This is a genomic window from Pseudomonas syringae group sp. J309-1 (assembly GCF_032582135.1).
Classification (GTDB): domain Bacteria; phylum Pseudomonadota; class Gammaproteobacteria; order Pseudomonadales; family Pseudomonadaceae; genus Aquipseudomonas; species Aquipseudomonas quasicaspiana.
In genome coordinates this window covers 1-16671 of record NZ_JAWHNU010000089.1, presented here as the reverse complement: position 1 = coordinate 16671, position 16671 = coordinate 1, and the positions used below count along the sequence as shown (strand labels likewise).

Sequence of the window (16671 nt, the reverse complement as noted above, 5' to 3'; positions counted from 1 at the left end):
GGCTGGACGCGATCTAAAGTGAACCGCGTCCAGCCTTATCGCGGGCAAGCCTCGCTCCCACATAGGACGCATTTCAACCCAAGAATCTCATCATTCGTTCAATCGATAGTCACCATCAAAATTCGCAAGTTCTGCTTTTTTCGGCAAAGGAGGAGGATAGCCACATGCCGAACCGCCTGTGAGGAATACGCGATGAGAATTTCTACCCTGCTGACGCTTGTCGCCGTATTGACCGGCGGTGCTTTTGCTCCTGCCTTCGCCGCCGGGCAAGCGACTTGCCATTTACAACCGGTCGCAGACAGCAACACCGGCTTGCAGCATTCACAGTCGGTGGGTGTGCTGTACAGCGAAAACACAATCAGCACCCTTCAATACCTTGAGCAATACCATTCAGTTGCTTTGAATGGCGCGAAGAACAACGACCTGGATTCAAGAATTCGCGAAGCCTTCGTCAACAGCTCCGACCCGAAACTGGCCATCGACTGGCTGAAAGGTTCGCTGCAGAAAGAATTCGCCTCGGTGACTGTCTACGACAACCTTGATGCGCTGATGCAGGCCAGACCTGACGTTGTAGTGATGCTCGACACTTACAACCGCCTGGTGACCCAGCGTAATACTCAGGTTGAAGCGCGGTTTGTCGCCAAATTCTATGACGCCAACCTGCAATACATCGGCAAGGCCGAAGGCTATGGCGGCAAGGAAATGACTTCGGTGTGGGTGCATGACAAAGCCGCCGCTGAAATCGCTGCACAGATTGATCAGCAACGTGTGCTGCAAGTGAATGCGTTGAAGCAGTTCGATGCCTCGTTGAAGGCGCTGGTGATCTCGGGGCAGGTTGCGGCTAATTGAGGAAATGGGCCCACACAGCTCGACAGACACACTCAAACCCTGTGGGAGCGAATTCATTCGCGAAGACGTCAGCAGCCTCAACATCTTCTTTGACTGACACTCTGCTTTCGCGAATGAATTCGCTCCCACAGGGTTTTGTGTACACCAGATTTATTGCAGGGACCCCGCCACCGCCCCGCGTATCGCATCCAGCAACATCGCAAACGCCGGATTATCGTTATCCGAACGCCAGATCAGGTGCAGTTCGCTTTGCACGCCCTCACCAAGATCGATGTCGCGAAACGTCACGCCCTTGAACACCACGCTTGCTGCACAGCGGGGCACCAGCGCCAGGCCCATGCCGGCGTTAACCAGTGCCAGAATCGTCAGCGACGACCCCAGCCATTGCACGTACTGCGGCGCCACCCGTGCCGAACGGAACATGCCGGTCAGCAATTCGTTGAACGGCGGATAAGCGGCGTGGGAATACATCAGAAACGGCTCGGCATCCAGATCCGACACTAACACCGTTTCAGCAGTAGCCAGCCGATGAGTACTGGGCACCGCCAACACAAACGGCTCACGCACCAGGCACTCGGTGGCAAACCCTGGCTGCAGCAAGGGTGAACGAACAATCCCCAGATCAATGCGCCGCGCCCGCATGGCTTCGTGCTGCTGATAGGTGTTCATTTCTTCAAGCGAGATTTTTACCTGCGGCTGTTTGAGCCGCGCTTCGGCAATCACCTTGGGCAGAAACTCATACACCGCGCTGCCGACGAAGCTGATGGTCACCGAACCGATATCCCCTTCAGCAAAGCGCTTGGCGGATGCGGCAGCTTGCTGGGCGCGTTCCAACAGGTTCTGCGCCTCCACGAAAAACGCCCGCCCCGCCGCCGTCAATGCCACGCTGCGAGTGCTGCGGGTAAACAGCGCCACTCCCAGATGGTGCTCCAACAATTGAATCTGTCGACTCAAGGGTGGCTGGGTCATATTCAGGCGTTCAGCGGCGCGGCGAAAGTTGAGTTCGGTGGCGACGGTGGTGAAACAACGCAGTTGGGCAAGCTCAAACATTGATTCATTCCAGGTATCAATCAAGTGCCAATCTAGATTAGACCGGAACAAAGACTGCGTCCATGATCGACTCGTCCCCAAAAAAATAATGATCGGGAGTCGCCTCAGTGAACACAGTCCAAAGTCCGACGGACGCCTCAGCGCTTGCCCGGGCAGCCGCCAAGGTCAAGCGCCACGTCCTTCCCCTGTTCGTCATCATGTTCATCGTCAATTACATTGACCGGGTGAACATCGGCTTCGTCCGTAGCCATCTGGAAACCGATCTGGGCATAGGCGCAGCCGCTTATGGTCTGGGTGCCGGGTTGTTCTTCGTTGGCTACGCGATTTTCGAAGTCCCTTCCAACATGCTGCTGCAACGCTACGGCGCTCGCGCCTGGCTGACGCGGATCATGTTCACTTGGGGCGTGGCGGCAATGGCCATGGCTTTCGTGCAAGGTGAAACCAGTTTCTACGTGCTGCGTTTTATCCTCGGCGCGGCTGAAGCGGGCTTCTTCCCCGGCATCATTTATTACTTCACACAGTGGTTGCCCGGCGCTGATCGCGGCAAGGCCATGGCGATCTTCCTCAGCGGCTCGGCCATTGCGTCAGTCATTTCCGGACCGGTATCGGGCGCGCTGCTCAATGTCAGCGGGCTGGGCATGCACGGCTGGCAGTGGATGTTCCTGATCGAAGGCTTCGCCTCGGTGGTGCTCTGCGCGTTTGTCTGGTTCTGGCTGCAATCGCACCCCAGCGAAGCCAAATGGCTCAGCACTGAAGAAAAAGACGCGCTGATTGGCGCCATTGCTACGGAGCAGCGTGAGCGCGAAGCGTCGCAGACCATCAAGCCGTCGATGTTCAAACTGCTGGCCGACAAACAGATTGCGCTGTTCTGCTTCATCTACTTTTCCATCGCTCTGACCATCTACGGCGCCACGTTCTGGCTGCCGAGCATGATCAAGAAGATGGGCAACATGGGCGACTTCCAGGTCGGCCTGTTCAACTCGATCCCGTGGATCATTTCGATCATCGCCATGTACGGCTTCGCGGCTATGGCCAGCAAATGGAAATATCAGCAGGCGTGGGTCGCGGTGACATTGGTGATCGCCTCGTTCGGCATGTTCATGTCCACCACGGGCGGCCCGGTCTTCGCGTTCGTCGCCATCTGCTTCGCAGCAATTGGTTTCAAAGCGGCCTCGGCACTGTTCTGGCCAATCCCGCAAGGTTATCTGGATGCGCGAATCGCTGCGGCAGTCATCGCTCTGATCAACTCCATCGGCAACCTCGGCGGCTTCGTTGCGCCCACTGCGTTTGGCTTCCTTGAGCAAACCACCGGTTCCATCGAAGGCGGTTTGTATGGCCTGGCGATTACTTCACTGGTAGCTGCAGTGGTGATCTTCTTCGCCCGCACCAAGCCTCGCGGCGATGCGCCAAGTGTGTTGGGCGGCAAGCCGGAAGACGACGACACGAAAAAAAACATGAATAAGCCTCAAGCCCTGACATCGGGAGCAGCCTCTTGAAAATCAAACGCGTAACCGTCACCCCAATCGCCTTTCGCGACCCGCCCCTGCTCAACGCCAGCGGCATTCACGAGCCTTTTGCGCTGCGCTCGATCATTGAAGTTGAAAGCGATAACGGGCACATCGGTTTGGGCGAAAGCTACGGCGATGCTCCAGCGCTGGCGATCCAGCAGCAACTGCAGAGCCAGCTGATTGGCCTTGATCCGTTCAATCTCAACCAGCTACGCACTATTGTGCAGGCGACCGTGGCGGCCAATAAACCGGCGAGCATTGCCGGTGCCGAACTGGCCCCCGGCTCCCACGCCAGCAAAGCGGTAAGCAATGCCTATTCAGCTTTTGAAGTCGCGTTTCTGGATTTGCAGGCGCATTACCTGAACGTACCGCTGGTGGATCTGTTGGGTGGTGCCATTCGTGACGAGATCCCCTTCAGCGCCTACCTGTTCTTCAAGTATGCCCAGCATGTAGATTCACCCTACAAGCCGGACAACTGGGGCGAGGCGCTGAGCGAGGAGCAGATCGTTGCCCAGGCTCGGCGGATGATTGAGGAATACGGATTCAAGAGCATCAAGCTCAAAGCCGGCACCCTGCCACCTGAGCATGAAGTGTCCTGCATCAAGGCGCTGAAAAAGGCCTTCCCGGGCTATCCATTGCGCATCGACCCTAACGGCAACTGGTCGCTGGAAACGTCAATTCGCATGGCCGAATTGCTGGGCGACGATCTGCAGTATTACGAGGACCCGACGCCAGGTCTTGAGGGCATGTCCGAGCTGCACAAACGCACCGGTTTGCCCCTTGCTACCAACATGGTGGTGACGGATTTCGATGAGTTCCGCCGCAGCGTCGCGCTCAACAGTGTGCAGATTGTGCTTGCTGATCACCATTACTGGGGCGGCCTGCGTGACACGCAAGCGCTGGCAAAAATGTGCGACACCTTCGGGCTCGGGGTGTCGATGCACTCCAACTCGCACTTGGGCATCAGCTTGATGGCGATGGCGCATGTAGCGGCGTCAGTGCCGAATCTGGATTACGCCTGCGACACCCACTACCCGTGGCAGGAACCGGACGAGGAAGTGATCAAGGGCGGCAAGCTGCCGATTGTCGACGGCTGCGTGAAAATCACCCGCGCACCGGGACTGGGGCTGGAACTGGACCGGGATCAACTGGGCAAGCTGCATGACCAATACCTGACTTGTGGCATCCGTCAGCGCGATGACGTGAAACAGATGCAACGTTACAAGCCGGACTGGAAGGCGGTTAAACCGCGGTTCTGATCAACCTGACTCACCAGACAAATCTTTAGCCCGGACACTCCCCCTGTGCCGGGCTTTTTTTGTTTTGATTCCGTAGGAGCGCGCTTGCCCGCGATTGCGGCTTGCCAGACAACGAACAGGTTGCTGAACTGACGCTATCGCGGGCAAGCGCGCTCCTACAGTTAAAGGTGAACATCACGCCAACGCAGGCGCAGCCGCTCTTACATTCCGACGCGCCAGCACCAGGTAGAACGCGCCGCCCAGGAAGCACCCGGTAAACCACGCGAAGTTGGCGATGGGTTTGAACCAGGGCACGAAGGTAAACAGCAGACCGATCAGGGTTGCGGCCAGCAAGGCTTTGATAGCGACCGGGTTGAAGCCATTGGTGTACCAGTAACGGCCAGTTGGGGTGTCGTCGAACAACGCATCCACATCAATCTGCTGCTTCTTGATGATGTAGAAATCCACCAGCAGGATGCCGAACAACGGCCCTATGAAGGCTGCCAACACGTCCAGGGTGTAGTGGATCACTTCCGGGTTGTTAAACAGGTTCCACGGCGTGATAAAGATCGAGGCCACAGCCGCAATCATGCCGCCTGCACGCCAGCTGATTTTGCTTGGGGCGCAGTTGGCGAAGTCGAAGGCCGGGGACACGAAGTTGGCCACGATGTTGATGCCGATGGTTGCGGTCACGAAGGCAAAAGCGCCCAGCAATACGGCAACGGTGTTGTCGATACGCGCTACGGTGGCGATCGGGTCGTGGATCATTTCACCGAACACCGGCAAGGTGCCGGAGACGATCACCACCGTCACCAGCGAGAACGCCAGGAAATTCACCGGCAAGCCCCAGAAATTTCCGCGTTTGACGTCAGCCATGCTTCGGCAATAACGACTGAAATCACCGAAGTTCAGGGTAGGACCGGAGAAGTAAGACACCACCAGCGCGGTTGCCATGACCACCTGACCGAATGCTTCCCAACCGCTCAGGGATTTTTCCGACAGGGTAAAGCTGATGTTGCTCCAGCCTGCTTTCCAGACGATCCAGCCCGCAAGAATGAACATGACCGCGTAGACCACCGGCCCGGCCCAGTCGATGAAACGGCGAATCGAATCCATACCGCGCCAGAATACGATGGCCTGTAGCACCCACAGGGTCAAAAAGCCCATCCAGCCCAGATAAGACAGACCGGCGAATTGCACCTGAGCGAGACTTTCCATGGACGGGAAGAAGCGCAACACCACGATAACCAGCGCGCTGGACGCCAGGTAGGTTTGCACCCCATACCAGGCGACGGCGATCAAGCCGCGAATCACTGCAGGAATGTTTGCGCCGAAGACACCGAATGCTAATCGGCAAATGACTGGATAAGGCACGGCGGCTTGCTGACTCGGCTTGGCGAGCAGGTTGGCAATGACCTGAATGATGCAGATCCCGACCAGCAAAGCGATCAACACTTGCCAGCTGGCCAGGCCCAGCGCAAACAGGCTGGCGGCGAAGACATAGCCACCCACGCTGTGCACGTCGCTCATCCAGAACGCGAAGATGTTGTACCAGGTCCACTTCTGCTTAACCGGGCCAAGATCTTCGTTGTACAAGCGAGGGCTGTAGCCCTTTGGAATTTCTGGATTCATCGCACGCACTCTCCTCTGATCGATGCCGCTCCGGAGACTGCATACGGAGGCTGGCTTTATTTGTATACGATCTGAAAGGCATGATGCATGCCAAACCATAGGAATTAGCTCGCAGAGCAGGCAGTAGAAGCGTTATGCGACATTGATCGATATCAATGAAAGCCAGTAAATGCGCGATTAAAGTGCACGGATGCGCACTGGCAGTGCATACAATCAGTGTTGCGACACACCAAGTGAGTGATGGCAAACCGTACAGAGTTTGTATACGATCAGCCTCACATTCACCGGTTAAAGCGGCCCTATGAATCCTCTCTTCCTAGCCAGTCCTGCCATGAGCGATTCGACGTTGACTCGCGATGAACAGATTTATCAGGACATTCTTGAAGCAATCGTCGAGCACCGACTGTTGCCGGGCACCCGCCTGCCGGAAGATGCCCTTGCTGAAGTGTTTGCCATCAGCCGCACCGGTATTCGCAAAGTCCTGCAAAGACTGGCACTGGAGCGACTGGTGACCTTGCGCACCAATCGCGGCGCGGAGGTCGCTCAGCCGACCGCTAAAGAAGCTCAGGATGTATTCGCCGCCCGCCAGTTGATTGAGCCTGCGTTAATGTCTGCCGTTGCGGAGCAGATAGATGCCGCGCAATTGAAAACGCTGCGTACGTTGGTGGATCAAGAACACCAGGCCCAGCGCGAAGGTTTGCACAGCCGGGCCATTCAACTGTCTGCGCGCTTTCACGTGCAGTTGATCGCACTGGCCGACAATCAGGTGCTGACCGAACAGGTTGCCCAGTTGACCACTCGTTCGTCTCTGATCATCGCTGTTTACGGCTCACGGCATAGTGTTGGCTGCGACTGTGGCGATCACGAGGAATTGCTCGGGCTGCTCGAAGAAGGCAAAGGCGCTTCGGCTGCGCAATGGATGGGCAAACATCTGGCAAGCATCCGCGCCAGCTTGCAGGTCGACCAGGTGACACCGGTCGAGCCGGACTTCAAAACCATTTTCAAGCGTTGATCCGCGAGTCGAGCCATAAATGAAAATCCAGGTCATCAATCCCAACACCAGCCAGAGCATGACCGCCAGTATCGGCCGCGCCGCTCGTGCAGTTGCGCGCCCCGGGACAGAGATCATCGCCTGCTGCCCCGAGTCTGGCCCGGAATCCATCGAAGGCCATTTTGACGAAGCCATAGCGGCCGTTGGTGTGCTCGAGGAAGTTCGCAAAGGGGTTGCTGCAGGATACGACGCGCACATCATCGCCTGCTTCGGTGATCCGGGTTTGTTGGCCGCACGAGAGCTGGCGCGAGGCCCGGTGATCGGCATTGCCGAAGCCGCCTTTCATGTTGCCAGCCTTATTTGCACACGTTTTGCCGTGGTCACGACGCTAACGCGAACCCGGATCATCGCCGAGCACCTGTTGCGCAATTACGGCATGACCGAGCATTGCACCTCGGTGCGCTGTGTCGATGTGCCGGTTCTGGAACTGGAAAGCATGGGTGAGCAAGCCTTGGCAGAACGCATTGCCGAACAGGCGATACAGGCCCGCGATAACGAAGGTGCGGGGGCAATTATTCTCGGTTGCGGTGGCATGGCGGACTTGCCGGGGCTAGTCAGCGAGATGACCGGCTTACCAGTGGTTGATGGCGTCGCCGCAGCCGTGAAACTCGCCGAGGCGCTCAGCGAGTTGGGGTTGGCCACCAGCAAGCACGGGGATCTGGCCTTTCCGCTGGCCAAACGCTTTACCGGACGCTTTGCGCATTTCGGTCGTTAACCAATCCCGCTCTCATCAAACAAAATACAAACTACCAGATTGAAATGCATTTTCTGTAGGAGCTGCCGAAGGCTGCGAAGCATTTCTCCTGATACACCGCGATCGCAGCCTTCGGCAGCTCCTACGGGTCCAATCTTTGCTACTAGACAGCGCAGTGTCATAGACAAGGGGACGGTGCCTATCAAACACCAATAAAGATATATCGATAGACCGTATCGATATAAGAAATCCCTAAAAACGTCGTTATGCTGCCCGCCAGTTTTTTCTGACAGTCGCCCTTTTTTGTTGTGGGAAGTTGTAATGGATTTTGGTGGTTTGGGGTTGGTGGTCGCAGGTCTTGTAGTGGGCTTCATCGTTGGCATGACAGGCGTAGGCGGAGGTTCGTTGATGACGCCGATCCTGTTGTGGTTTGGGGTCAACCCGGCTACCGCCGTGGGCACCGATCTTTTGTATGCAGCCATCACCAAGTCTGGCGGTGTGTGGGTTCATAAAAGAAACGACAACATCGACTGGAAGATCACCGGTTGGCTGACCATGGGCAGCGTCCCGGCGGTACTGCTGACGTTGTGGTTCCTCAGCTCTCTGCACGCCGCGCCCGATGCCATGAACGCTGTGATCAAGCAGGCCTTGGGCGTTGTTCTGTTGCTCACCGCCGCCGCGGTGTTCTTCAAGAAACGTCTACTGGCGTTCGCCCACAACCGCGCTGGTGGAAGCTATAACCCCAGCGGCAAGAGCCTGAATGCGCTTACGGTCTTCACCGGTCTGATTCTTGGCACCATGGTTGCCCTGACTTCAATTGGTGCTGGAGCGCTGGGCACCGTGGCGCTGTTCATCCTTTACCCCTTCCTCGCCACCCGACGTCTGGTCGGCACCGAAATCGCCCACGCCGTGCCGCTGACGCTGGTTGCAGGTCTGGGTCATGCCGGGATGGGCAATATGGACTGGGGGATTCTGGGCTTCCTGCTGCTGGGTTCGCTGCCGGGGATTTATCTGGGCAGCCACCTTGCAGGCCGGGTGTCGGATGACATTCTGCGTCCGTGCCTGGCGATCATGCTGGCGTTTATCGGGTACAAGCTGGTCTTCTGATTCACGACCTCTGTAGCAGCTGCCGCAGGCTGCGAACGCGATACACCGCCATTCGCAGCCTCGGGCTACCAGCGATAACTCACCGATCCAATCACACTTCGCTCATCGCCATACCGGCAGGTTGTGTTGCAGTACAGGTATTTGCGATCCGCGAGGTTCTGAGCCTTGGCGGCCACCTCCCAGTGCTTGCCGATTTCATAGCTGACCAGTGCGTCGACCAAGGTGTAAGCGCCTATCTTGCCTTCATAGTCTGTCGGTGTAGTACGGGTCGTGCCGATGTAGCGGGCACCTGCAGCCACGCGCATTTGCGGAATACCGAATGCGCCCAGACGATAGCTCGCCCAGACGCTAGCGCTGTGATGCGGAACGCCTTCGATACGCTTTCCGACGTTAGTCGCCGTCTGATCTTCGATGACATGCGAATCGGTATAGGCATAGCCCGCTGTCAGCGTCAGGTTGTCAGTGGCCTCTGTCTTGGCTTCCAGCTCAAGCCCCTTGGAGCGGGTTTTACCGTACTGCACGTAGGTCGCACTGGCGGCATCGTAGCTGAGGGCGTTGTCCTGGGTGAGCTGATACACCGCCGCACTGAGCATTGTCTCGGTGCCTGGCGGCTGATAGCGCAGCCCCAACTCGTATTGCTCACCTTCAAGCGGCGCGAAGGCATTGCCGAAAGCGGGGTTGCTGACACTGGCAGGCTGAAAGGACTGACTGTAGCTCACGTAAGGAGCCAGGCCGTTATCGGCGAGGTAGACCAGACCGATACGCCCGGTCGCCTTCTTGTCATTGCGTGACTGGCGGCTTTCATCAGCATGACTGGTAGTGCGGCTCTCGGCCCAGTCCTGTCGCCCACCCAGCAACAACACCCACTTTTCATCGAAGGTGATCTGGTCCTGCAGGTAAATACCTGACTGGGCACTGTGCAGATCCGAACCACTGTCTGCAGCGGTATTGGCGCCGACACCGGTATAAACCGGGTTGGCCAGATTCAATGGTGGCGCAAACTGCGCCAGCGTGCCGCTGATGTGACGATGCGAATCATAGGTCTTATGGTAGTAGTCGACGCCCGCGAGCAAGGTGTGCTTCCACGATCCGCTCTCGAGGGTGTACTGCACGTTAGTATCGGTCGTCCAGCCGGTCGAACGCTCGTCTCGCTCGCTGTAACGTCGAAGCAGATTAGAACCGACGATGGAGAACGGAATCAGATAATTCCAGTCTGTGTTCGCCTGAAAGTAACGCAGGCTGTGATTGACCTTCAGGTTCTCATTGAAATCGTGGCTGAACAGGTAACCCAGGGTATCCATACGGTTATTGAAATGGTCGTAGCCCGGTTCTCCGGTGAATTGATCACGGCCAATCTTGTACCCAGGCGTTGAACTGTAAGTCGTCATGCGATAGCTGGTGGGCGGGGCGAAGCCGGTATAGGTTTCCTGATGGCTGGCCAGCACCGTCAATGAGGTGTCGTCGTCGGGACGCCAGGTGATGGCTGGTGCAATGTAACGCCGATCATCATCAACGTGGTCGACCTGAGTATCACTGTCGCGCCATAAGCCGGTCAGCCGGTAACTGAACTGGCCCTGATCGTCCAGCGGGCCACCCAGGTCGAAGGTGTACTGGCGTCGATCATGGTTGCCGAACTCCACGCCAATTTCGTGCAAAGGCGTATCCGTGGGGCGCTTGCTGACGGTATTGATCATGCCACCCGGCGAGAGTTGACCGTAAAGCACCGACGACGCACCTTTGAGCACTTCTACGCGCTCAAGGCCGTAAGCCTCGACGCTACCGTCATACGGGTTGGACTGCAGCTTCATGCCATCACGAAGAATGCCGCCGGTACCCGCGCCAACGTTGAAGCCGCGCAGCGTGTAATCATCGGCAGTGCGGCTGAAGCCGCTCGGCTGACTGGTAAAACCGGGGGTGTATTTGAGCGCGTCAGAGAGGTTGTCGCTTTTGCGCTGATCCATTTCGGCGCGGGTCACCACCGACACTGATTGCGGCGTTTCCAGCAACGATGCATCGGTCTTGGTCCCCACACTGCTACGCTGGGCAACGTACCCCGCTGGCTCACCGTTGCTGCCATCTCCCGCAATAGCGGCGTTGATGCTGGTCGCTTCAAGCGTCATGCCCTGACTCGGCACCGGCTGCACGCTTAGCGCCCCACTGGCCGTGACCTGCAGACGCAGACCGCTCCCCTGCAATGCACGCTCCACCGCCGACGCAGCGCTCATTCTGCCGTTCACTGGTGCAGAAACCCGTTGGGCAACATCAGTGGGTATGAACAGAATCTGCCGCGAGCTTTGCTGACCGATTTGAATCAGGGTGTCAGTCAATGGCCCGGCAGACAAAGAGAAGTCATACAGTGTTTCAGCAGCCTGAACGCTTACCGAAGTGGCAATCGCCAGGCTCATGAACAACGGAGTAAAAAAAGATGGACGCATGAACAATGCTAAACCTCGCTGGCAAAACGGAGCGCACAATCTGGCGCCTTTACCTGTTCTGTGAAGTGAGGTGGCGATTTGTTAAGGGCTATCGGGATTTTATTTCCAGCGGGGCCGTTCAGACCCGATCAATCCGGGTCCATAGCCCCCAATAGTGATCAATGCGCAGCGGCAGGATATCTTTCAAGGCTGCCAGGGCCTGATCGCTGTTATCCAGATTGAAGACACCTGAGATACGCAAAGACGCCGCAGCATCAGAAACCTGCAACACCCCACGCCGATAAGGACGCAACGAGTCGATCACTTGTCCGAGGGATTGATCACTGACCTCCAGCAAACCACGCACCCAGGCACCGGGATCGGTTGGGCTGACCGGCAATGGATGTAAGCCCAGCGCATCCAGACGCGCGCCCTGCCCGTTAGTCAGCGCTAGCGCCTGACGCTGCGACCGGAGCTGCGCAGTGCCGGTTTTCAACCAGAACTGCGCGTGATCCTGATACTGGCTCAGCAAACACCGACCGGAGGCCAACTGCGCGCTGCCGTCCTTGCAAACCAACTGGAACGGACGGTCTTGGGATTCGATGCTTGCCATCAGACTTCCGCGCAGCAAACGCACCGTGCGCATGCCCGCAGTGAAATTCACATCGATAGCACTTTCTGCGTTCAAGGTCAGGTTGGAGCCATCAGCCAGAACAAAGGTCTGGCGCTGGGCGTTGGCAGTCGTAATATCTGCGGTCAGCCTGTCCAGCGGCATGCCCGGCCAGGTCACCAGCCGAGCGGCCAGCGCACAACCGCCAACGGCCAACGCACCGCGCAGCAAATGACGCCGGCTGGTCCCGGTAATCAAGACCTGACGGGCGCGGCTGCCGGACAAGTGCGAGAACGTCTGATCAAGCCGTGAACGCAGACCATTCCATGCCGCTACGTGGGATTGATCAGCCGCAAGCCAACACTCAAACGCTTGACGTTCCCCTTCAGTGAACTGTCCTGAAGCCTGGCGAGCATGCCATTCGATAGCCTGTTCAAGGGCTGCAGGCAGCTCGCTCATCGCTCAACCGCACAAATGGCCTTGAGGCCTTGCACAACGTATTGATGCACCCGCGGTGCGGAAACACCGAGTTCAGCGCCGATCCGGGCGTAGGTCCAACCGTCCAGCTGACTGTAAAGAAAAGCAGCTCTGGCCCTTGAAGAAAGGCCGTGAAGCAGCTGGTCCACCTCCAGCAAGGCTTCCATCACCAGATAACGCGCTTCGGGAGAGGGCTCGAACAGTTCGGGCTCGGCGGCCAGTGATTCGAGATAGGCACGCTCCAGATCACGCCTACGCCAACTGGCAAATATCAGCCTTTTGGCAATCGTCGTCAGTAAAGCTCTAGGCTCGCGGATCACCTGCGTATCGGGCAACGCCACCACGTGGGCAAACGTTTCGGCGGCCATGTCCGCTGCGTCATGGCGACACCCCATTCGTGCACGTAGACGATCCAGCAGCCAGCCGTGATGCTCGCCAAACAGGCGAACAAGTAAGTCATTACGACGTTGCAGAACGTGAGACATCTCGATTGCCAATGAAAATCATTAACAAATGATGCAGGCTTGGAAATCCATTGGCAATACGTTTGAATGGGCAGTGGCCTGTATGACCCGCAGAACCCACACGCGTCACACCGTGATTACGACGACAAGCTTTCACCGTGGATTATTTCCACACTAAGCTTTTCCCGTATGAAGCGTTTTCTGGATGAGCTGATGCAGGAAGTCGGTGCACCGCAAACCTTTTGACCGGGCGGATCATCGGAAATTTGACGCCAAATCCTGCGATGTCACAAAGACATCACATAACTGCCCTATAACCCAGTCTCCGATGCGTCTATCGACTGGGTTTGCCTGCCGTGAAAAAGTTAATACCTGCCATTTTCCGCCGACGTTCCGGGGCTACTTCCGGGGCTACTGCTGTCCTGCGCCGCTTCAGGATCACTCAGCGTCTGGTGATGTGTTTCGGGATCACTTCGCTGCTTACCGTGGGACTGGGCGCGTTCTGTCTGCTCCAGATGCAGGAGATTCGTAATCAGGGTGAGACCGTGGAAAGCGGCTCGCTGCCCAGCATCGCCATGGCGGATGCGCTGGCGATCACACTGATCAAAATGCGCAGCGAAAGCATCCGTCTGATCGCCAATGCTGACGACCCCGGCGCAGTGGTCACCAGCAAGATCAACGTCGAAACCCTGAAGAATGATGCCGAAAAAGGCTTCGCTGACTATCTGGCCCACGTCAAGGACAGCACTGAGCGAGATTCCCTTGTCGCGTTGCAGGATGCTTACAAAGCGTTCATCCCAGGCCTTTACGACGAGATCGCGCTGATTGAACAGCGCAAGATTGAAGACGCACGCATGCTTGCCAATACCATGCTGTCCTTGCAGGGCGACCTGATGGACATGCAGGTGCAACTGCTGCGCGAACTGAACAAGCAAAGCGCGGCAACTGCTGTCGAAAATGCCAGTGCCAGTTACGCCCAGACCCGGATCATCGCGCTCAGCGTTATCGCCGCCGTACTGACCCTGACCTTGCTGCTGGCCTGGCGCTTGAGCGTCAGCATCATTCGCCCGGTCCGTCAGGCGTTGAAGATTGCCAGCACCATCGCCAATGGTGACCTGAGCCCGCAGACGATCCCCGAAGGCAAGGACGAAACAGCTCAGTTGTTGACGATGCTCGGCCGGATGCGCGGCAATCTGCACACCACCATCGAGCAGATCTACGCGGCGGCCAACCAGCTTTCGCAGTCGGTGCAGGAAATGGGCAGCATCGCCGAATCCGGCGCGGAAAACCTGAAGCTGCAGAACAGCGAAATCGAGCAAGCAGCAGTCGCGGTCAACCAGATGAGTCAGGCGGCCATGGAAGTCGCCAGCAATGCCAGCAACACGGCAACCGAATCTCTGGCGTCGAACGAAGCGGCGGCCAACGGTAAAGCGCGCCTCGCCGACACCATTGGCTCGATCAAGGAACTGACCGGCAGTGTGCTAGATACTTCGCATCAGGCTGAAGGGCTTGCTGAGCGCACTTTGAGCATCAGCAAAATCCTTGATGTAATACGCGCGATTGCCAATCAGACCAACCTGCTGGCACTCAATGCAGCCATCGAAGCCGCCCGTGCGGGTGAGGCCGGACGCGGGTTTGCTGTGGTGGCCGATGAAGTTCGCTCCCTGGCGCAGCGCACCAGTGCGTCGACCACGGAAATCGAAGGACTGATCAACAGCGTCCAGCAAAATACCCAGGAGACGGCACAGGCGCTGCGGCTAACAGCAACGCAAGCCAACGTGACCCTTGAACAGGCCGCCGCCACCGGCGAAGCATTAACCGTAATTATCAGCTCAACCTCCACCATCAACGACCGCAACCTGCTGATCGCCAGCGCTGCAGAACAACAGGCACAAGTAGCCGGCGAAGTGGACCGCAACCTCAGCAGTATTCGCGACTTGTCGGCTCAAAGCGCATCCGGCGCGCATCAAACGACGGTCGCCAGTAATGCGCTTTCAGTGCTGGCGACCGATCTGAACGTCATGGTTCAGCGTTTCGTGCTCTGAACAAATCGGTAATGCATGCTCACGGTGGCAGGTAATAAATATTTACCGCGACCCATTTATTCGTAATGGCACATTGCTTCAATATTGAGGCGCCCCAAAACCTCGGGGCAGATTGCCAAAAAGGATATGAGCATGCTGAAAGCCGCTGTATGGACTGCAACACTCGCCACTCTGACGTTTGGTGCCATGGCTCAGGCCGATGTCAACGTCAAGCTGGGTAGCCGGGAGCGTGTCACCCAACTCTTCGCCTTCCCCAACAATTGCAACGTGATCTGTTATCGCAACTGGACGCTGGAACAGACGGTCGAGCACTACTTGACCCAGAGCGTGCAGCGCGACGGCTACACCGGCAAAGTCACCGTCACCAACGACAATGACGTGATCTACGCGCAGATCAGCGGTGTGCCGGACGGCTATGACAAGCCTCTTTCCCAACTGCTGGACTCAGGCGACCTGGCCTACAACGGCGCGCAAAAACTCCTGGCCTCCGGACCCGACAAATGGCAGTACAACTGGTATTTGTTCCTGCCGCTGGGCATGGCGCTGGAGAATCGCAAAAGCGTTGAACTGCTGCACTTCCCGCCAGATTATTCGCTGACCCAGGCTCAGGACTATCTGAAGTCCAACACCACCGACCGCTGGGCACAGTTGCTGACCTACAACGGCATCCCGACCGCGCAGACGCCGGGTTATCAGACCATCATCGATATCGCGCCGATTGCCGCGCCAGCCTCAGCGGGCAGTTCGCTGGAAGGTGTGTACAGCTATTTCCAGGATTACCAGACCACGATGGTCAAGCAGTTGAGCCAGAACGCTGCGGGTACGTCGCTGCCGATGGTTGCGTTTGGTGCGCCGGTGCGTAACTGGATCAAACAACAATACTCAGCCAGCGTGCCGGTGCTGGGTCTGGCGACGATCAGTCCGAATCCTGGGCAGAACGTGCCGGTGCTGGGCTCGAACCATCCAAGCTATATCTGGTACGCCGCTGACAAAGCCAACTATGGTGGCGATGAAGCCAAGGCAGATGCCGCCGGACTGGCGGTCATGGGGCAGGATTTGAGTGCAGCCTGCTGGCAGGCAGGAATGGGCCAGAAACCAGGCGCGGACCCGAAGGCGACATTGAGCAGTTGCACACAGAACTGGCAGGTGACCAACAAGGCCAAGACCTGTGTTCTGTTCTACACCGACGTGCGCAAGTTGACTCAGGCGCAAGCTGACGCCAAATGCACGAGCAGCACGGTATCCCGCTCGCTTAAACAGCTGCAGAAGCCGCTGACAGCACCAGCGGTTCATCCGTATATGTAAATAATGCGCGGTGTCCCGGGCAACATTCTCTCGCGGATGAATCCGCTCCTACTGGCTGGTTCGGTCTCTGTGGGAGCGAATTCATTCGCGAAGGGCTCGGTAAACTCAATAGATATTCATTGACCTACTGCCGTCTTCGCGGATGAATCCGCTCCTATCAAACAAACTACAACTATTTGATTTGGAGTACTTTTTCATCTGTAGGAGCGCGCTTGCCCGCGATCGCG

At 57.3% G+C, this 16671-nt stretch carries 14 protein-coding genes; 9 read left to right on the top strand and 5 right to left on the bottom strand.

Annotated features, from left to right (window positions below):
* The first annotated feature begins 192 nt into the window (after window positions 1-192).
* Window positions 193-849: a hypothetical protein gene (locus RX972_RS27880; protein ID WP_027902085.1), complete on the top strand. Its 657-nt coding sequence runs from the start codon at window positions 193-195 to the stop codon at window positions 847-849.
* Window positions 850-999: 150 nt separating this feature from the next.
* Here the strand turns inward: RX972_RS27880 and RX972_RS27875 are convergent, their stop codons facing one another.
* A complete protein-coding gene (locus RX972_RS27875; RefSeq protein WP_231677775.1) occupies window positions 1000-1899 on the bottom strand; it encodes a LysR substrate-binding domain-containing protein in 900 nt (299 codons plus the stop codon).
* A 107-nt stretch (window positions 1900-2006) separates the two neighbouring features.
* Here RX972_RS27875 and RX972_RS27870 point away from each other — a divergent pair, with 107 nt between their 5' ends.
* Both RX972_RS27870 and RX972_RS27865 read left to right on the top strand, forming a co-directional pair.
* A complete protein-coding gene (locus RX972_RS27870) occupies window positions 2007-3395 on the top strand; it encodes an MFS transporter (RefSeq protein WP_027902083.1) in 1389 nt (462 codons plus the stop codon).
* On the top strand, window positions 3392-4666 hold the full coding sequence (locus tag RX972_RS27865) for a glucarate dehydratase family protein (RefSeq protein ID WP_231677776.1): 1275 nt from the start codon (window positions 3392-3394) through the stop codon (window positions 4664-4666). The genes RX972_RS27870 and RX972_RS27865 overlap by 4 nt, the downstream gene beginning before the upstream one ends.
* Window positions 4667-4840: 174 nt before the next feature.
* Here RX972_RS27865 and RX972_RS27860 read toward each other — a convergent pair whose 3' ends face one another.
* A complete protein-coding gene (locus tag RX972_RS27860; protein WP_316880408.1) occupies window positions 4841-6277 on the bottom strand; it encodes an NCS1 family nucleobase:cation symporter-1 in 1437 nt (478 codons plus the stop codon).
* A gap of 301 nt (window positions 6278-6578) precedes the next feature.
* Between RX972_RS27860 and RX972_RS27855 the strand changes: the two genes are divergently transcribed.
* The 3 genes from RX972_RS27855 (at window position 6579) to RX972_RS27845 (ending at window position 9129) form a co-directional block, all read left to right on the top strand.
* Window positions 6579-7289, top strand: a complete 711-nt coding sequence (locus RX972_RS27855) for a GntR family transcriptional regulator (protein ID WP_316880407.1) — start codon at window positions 6579-6581, stop codon at window positions 7287-7289.
* A 19-nt stretch (window positions 7290-7308) separates the two neighbouring features.
* On the top strand, window positions 7309-8043 hold the full coding sequence (locus RX972_RS27850; protein ID WP_316880406.1) for an aspartate/glutamate racemase family protein: 735 nt from the start codon (window positions 7309-7311) through the stop codon (window positions 8041-8043).
* Between the two features lie 300 nt (window positions 8044-8343).
* Window positions 8344-9129: a sulfite exporter TauE/SafE family protein gene (locus RX972_RS27845; RefSeq protein ID WP_122396320.1), complete on the top strand. Its 786-nt coding sequence runs from the start codon at window positions 8344-8346 to the stop codon at window positions 9127-9129.
* Window positions 9130-9194: 65 nt separating this feature from the next.
* Here the strand turns inward: RX972_RS27845 and RX972_RS27840 are convergent, their stop codons facing one another.
* The 3 genes from RX972_RS27840 to RX972_RS27830 all read right to left on the bottom strand — a co-directional run bounded on the left by RX972_RS27840 (window position 9195) and on the right by RX972_RS27830 (window position 13115).
* Complete coding sequence (locus tag RX972_RS27840; RefSeq protein WP_316880404.1) at window positions 9195-11564, bottom strand: TonB-dependent siderophore receptor; 2370 nt, start codon at window positions 11562-11564, stop codon at window positions 9195-9197.
* Between the two features lie 118 nt (window positions 11565-11682).
* Window positions 11683-12612 (bottom strand): FecR domain-containing protein, encoded by a 930-nt coding sequence (locus RX972_RS27835; protein WP_122708499.1) that lies wholly within the window; start codon window positions 12610-12612, stop codon window positions 11683-11685.
* A complete protein-coding gene (locus RX972_RS27830) occupies window positions 12609-13115 on the bottom strand; it encodes a sigma-70 family RNA polymerase sigma factor (RefSeq protein ID WP_049826918.1) in 507 nt (168 codons plus the stop codon). The genes RX972_RS27835 and RX972_RS27830 overlap by 4 nt, the downstream gene beginning before the upstream one ends.
* A 66-nt stretch (window positions 13116-13181) precedes the next feature.
* On the opposite strand from RX972_RS27830, the gene RX972_RS27825 reads away from it, so the two are divergent.
* The 3 genes from RX972_RS27825 (at window position 13182) to RX972_RS27815 (ending at window position 16444) form a co-directional block, all read left to right on the top strand.
* Window positions 13182-13340, top strand: a complete 159-nt coding sequence (locus tag RX972_RS27825; protein ID WP_316880399.1) for a hypothetical protein — start codon at window positions 13182-13184, stop codon at window positions 13338-13340.
* A 176-nt stretch (window positions 13341-13516) separates the two neighbouring features.
* The gene (locus RX972_RS27820) at window positions 13517-15139 is read left to right on the top strand and encodes a methyl-accepting chemotaxis protein (protein ID WP_316880411.1); all 1623 of its coding nucleotides are present in this window, start codon (window positions 13517-13519) and stop codon (window positions 15137-15139) included.
* Window positions 15140-15271: 132 nt separating this feature from the next.
* Window positions 15272-16444 (top strand): hypothetical protein, encoded by a 1173-nt coding sequence (locus tag RX972_RS27815; protein ID WP_316880398.1) that lies wholly within the window; start codon window positions 15272-15274, stop codon window positions 16442-16444.
* Window positions 16445-16671 lie beyond the last annotated feature (227 nt).

Coding starts and splice junctions, on each gene's coding strand:
- RX972_RS27850 (WP_316880406.1), top strand. CDS start 7,309: ATGAAAATCCAGGTCATCAATCCCAACACCAGCCAGAGCATGACCGCC.
- RX972_RS27880 (WP_027902085.1), top strand. CDS start 193: ATGAGAATTTCTACCCTGCTGACGCTTGTCGCCGTATTGACCGGCGGT.
- RX972_RS27855 (WP_316880407.1), top strand. CDS start 6,579: ATGAATCCTCTCTTCCTAGCCAGTCCTGCCATGAGCGATTCGACGTTG.
- RX972_RS27875 (WP_231677775.1), bottom strand. CDS start 1,899: ATGTTTGAGCTTGCCCAACTGCGTTGTTTCACCACCGTCGCCACCGAA.
- RX972_RS27835 (WP_122708499.1), bottom strand. CDS start 12,612: ATGAGCGAGCTGCCTGCAGCCCTTGAACAGGCTATCGAATGGCATGCT.
- RX972_RS27830 (WP_049826918.1), bottom strand. CDS start 13,115: ATGTCTCACGTTCTGCAACGTCGTAATGACTTACTTGTTCGCCTGTTT.
- RX972_RS27860 (WP_316880408.1), bottom strand. CDS start 6,277: ATGAATCCAGAAATTCCAAAGGGCTACAGCCCTCGCTTGTACAACGAA.
- RX972_RS27845 (WP_122396320.1), top strand. CDS start 8,344: ATGGATTTTGGTGGTTTGGGGTTGGTGGTCGCAGGTCTTGTAGTGGGC.
- RX972_RS27840 (WP_316880404.1), bottom strand. CDS start 11,564: ATGCGTCCATCTTTTTTTACTCCGTTGTTCATGAGCCTGGCGATTGCC.
- RX972_RS27825 (WP_316880399.1), top strand. CDS start 13,182: ATGGGCAGTGGCCTGTATGACCCGCAGAACCCACACGCGTCACACCGT.
- RX972_RS27815 (WP_316880398.1), top strand. CDS start 15,272: ATGCTGAAAGCCGCTGTATGGACTGCAACACTCGCCACTCTGACGTTT.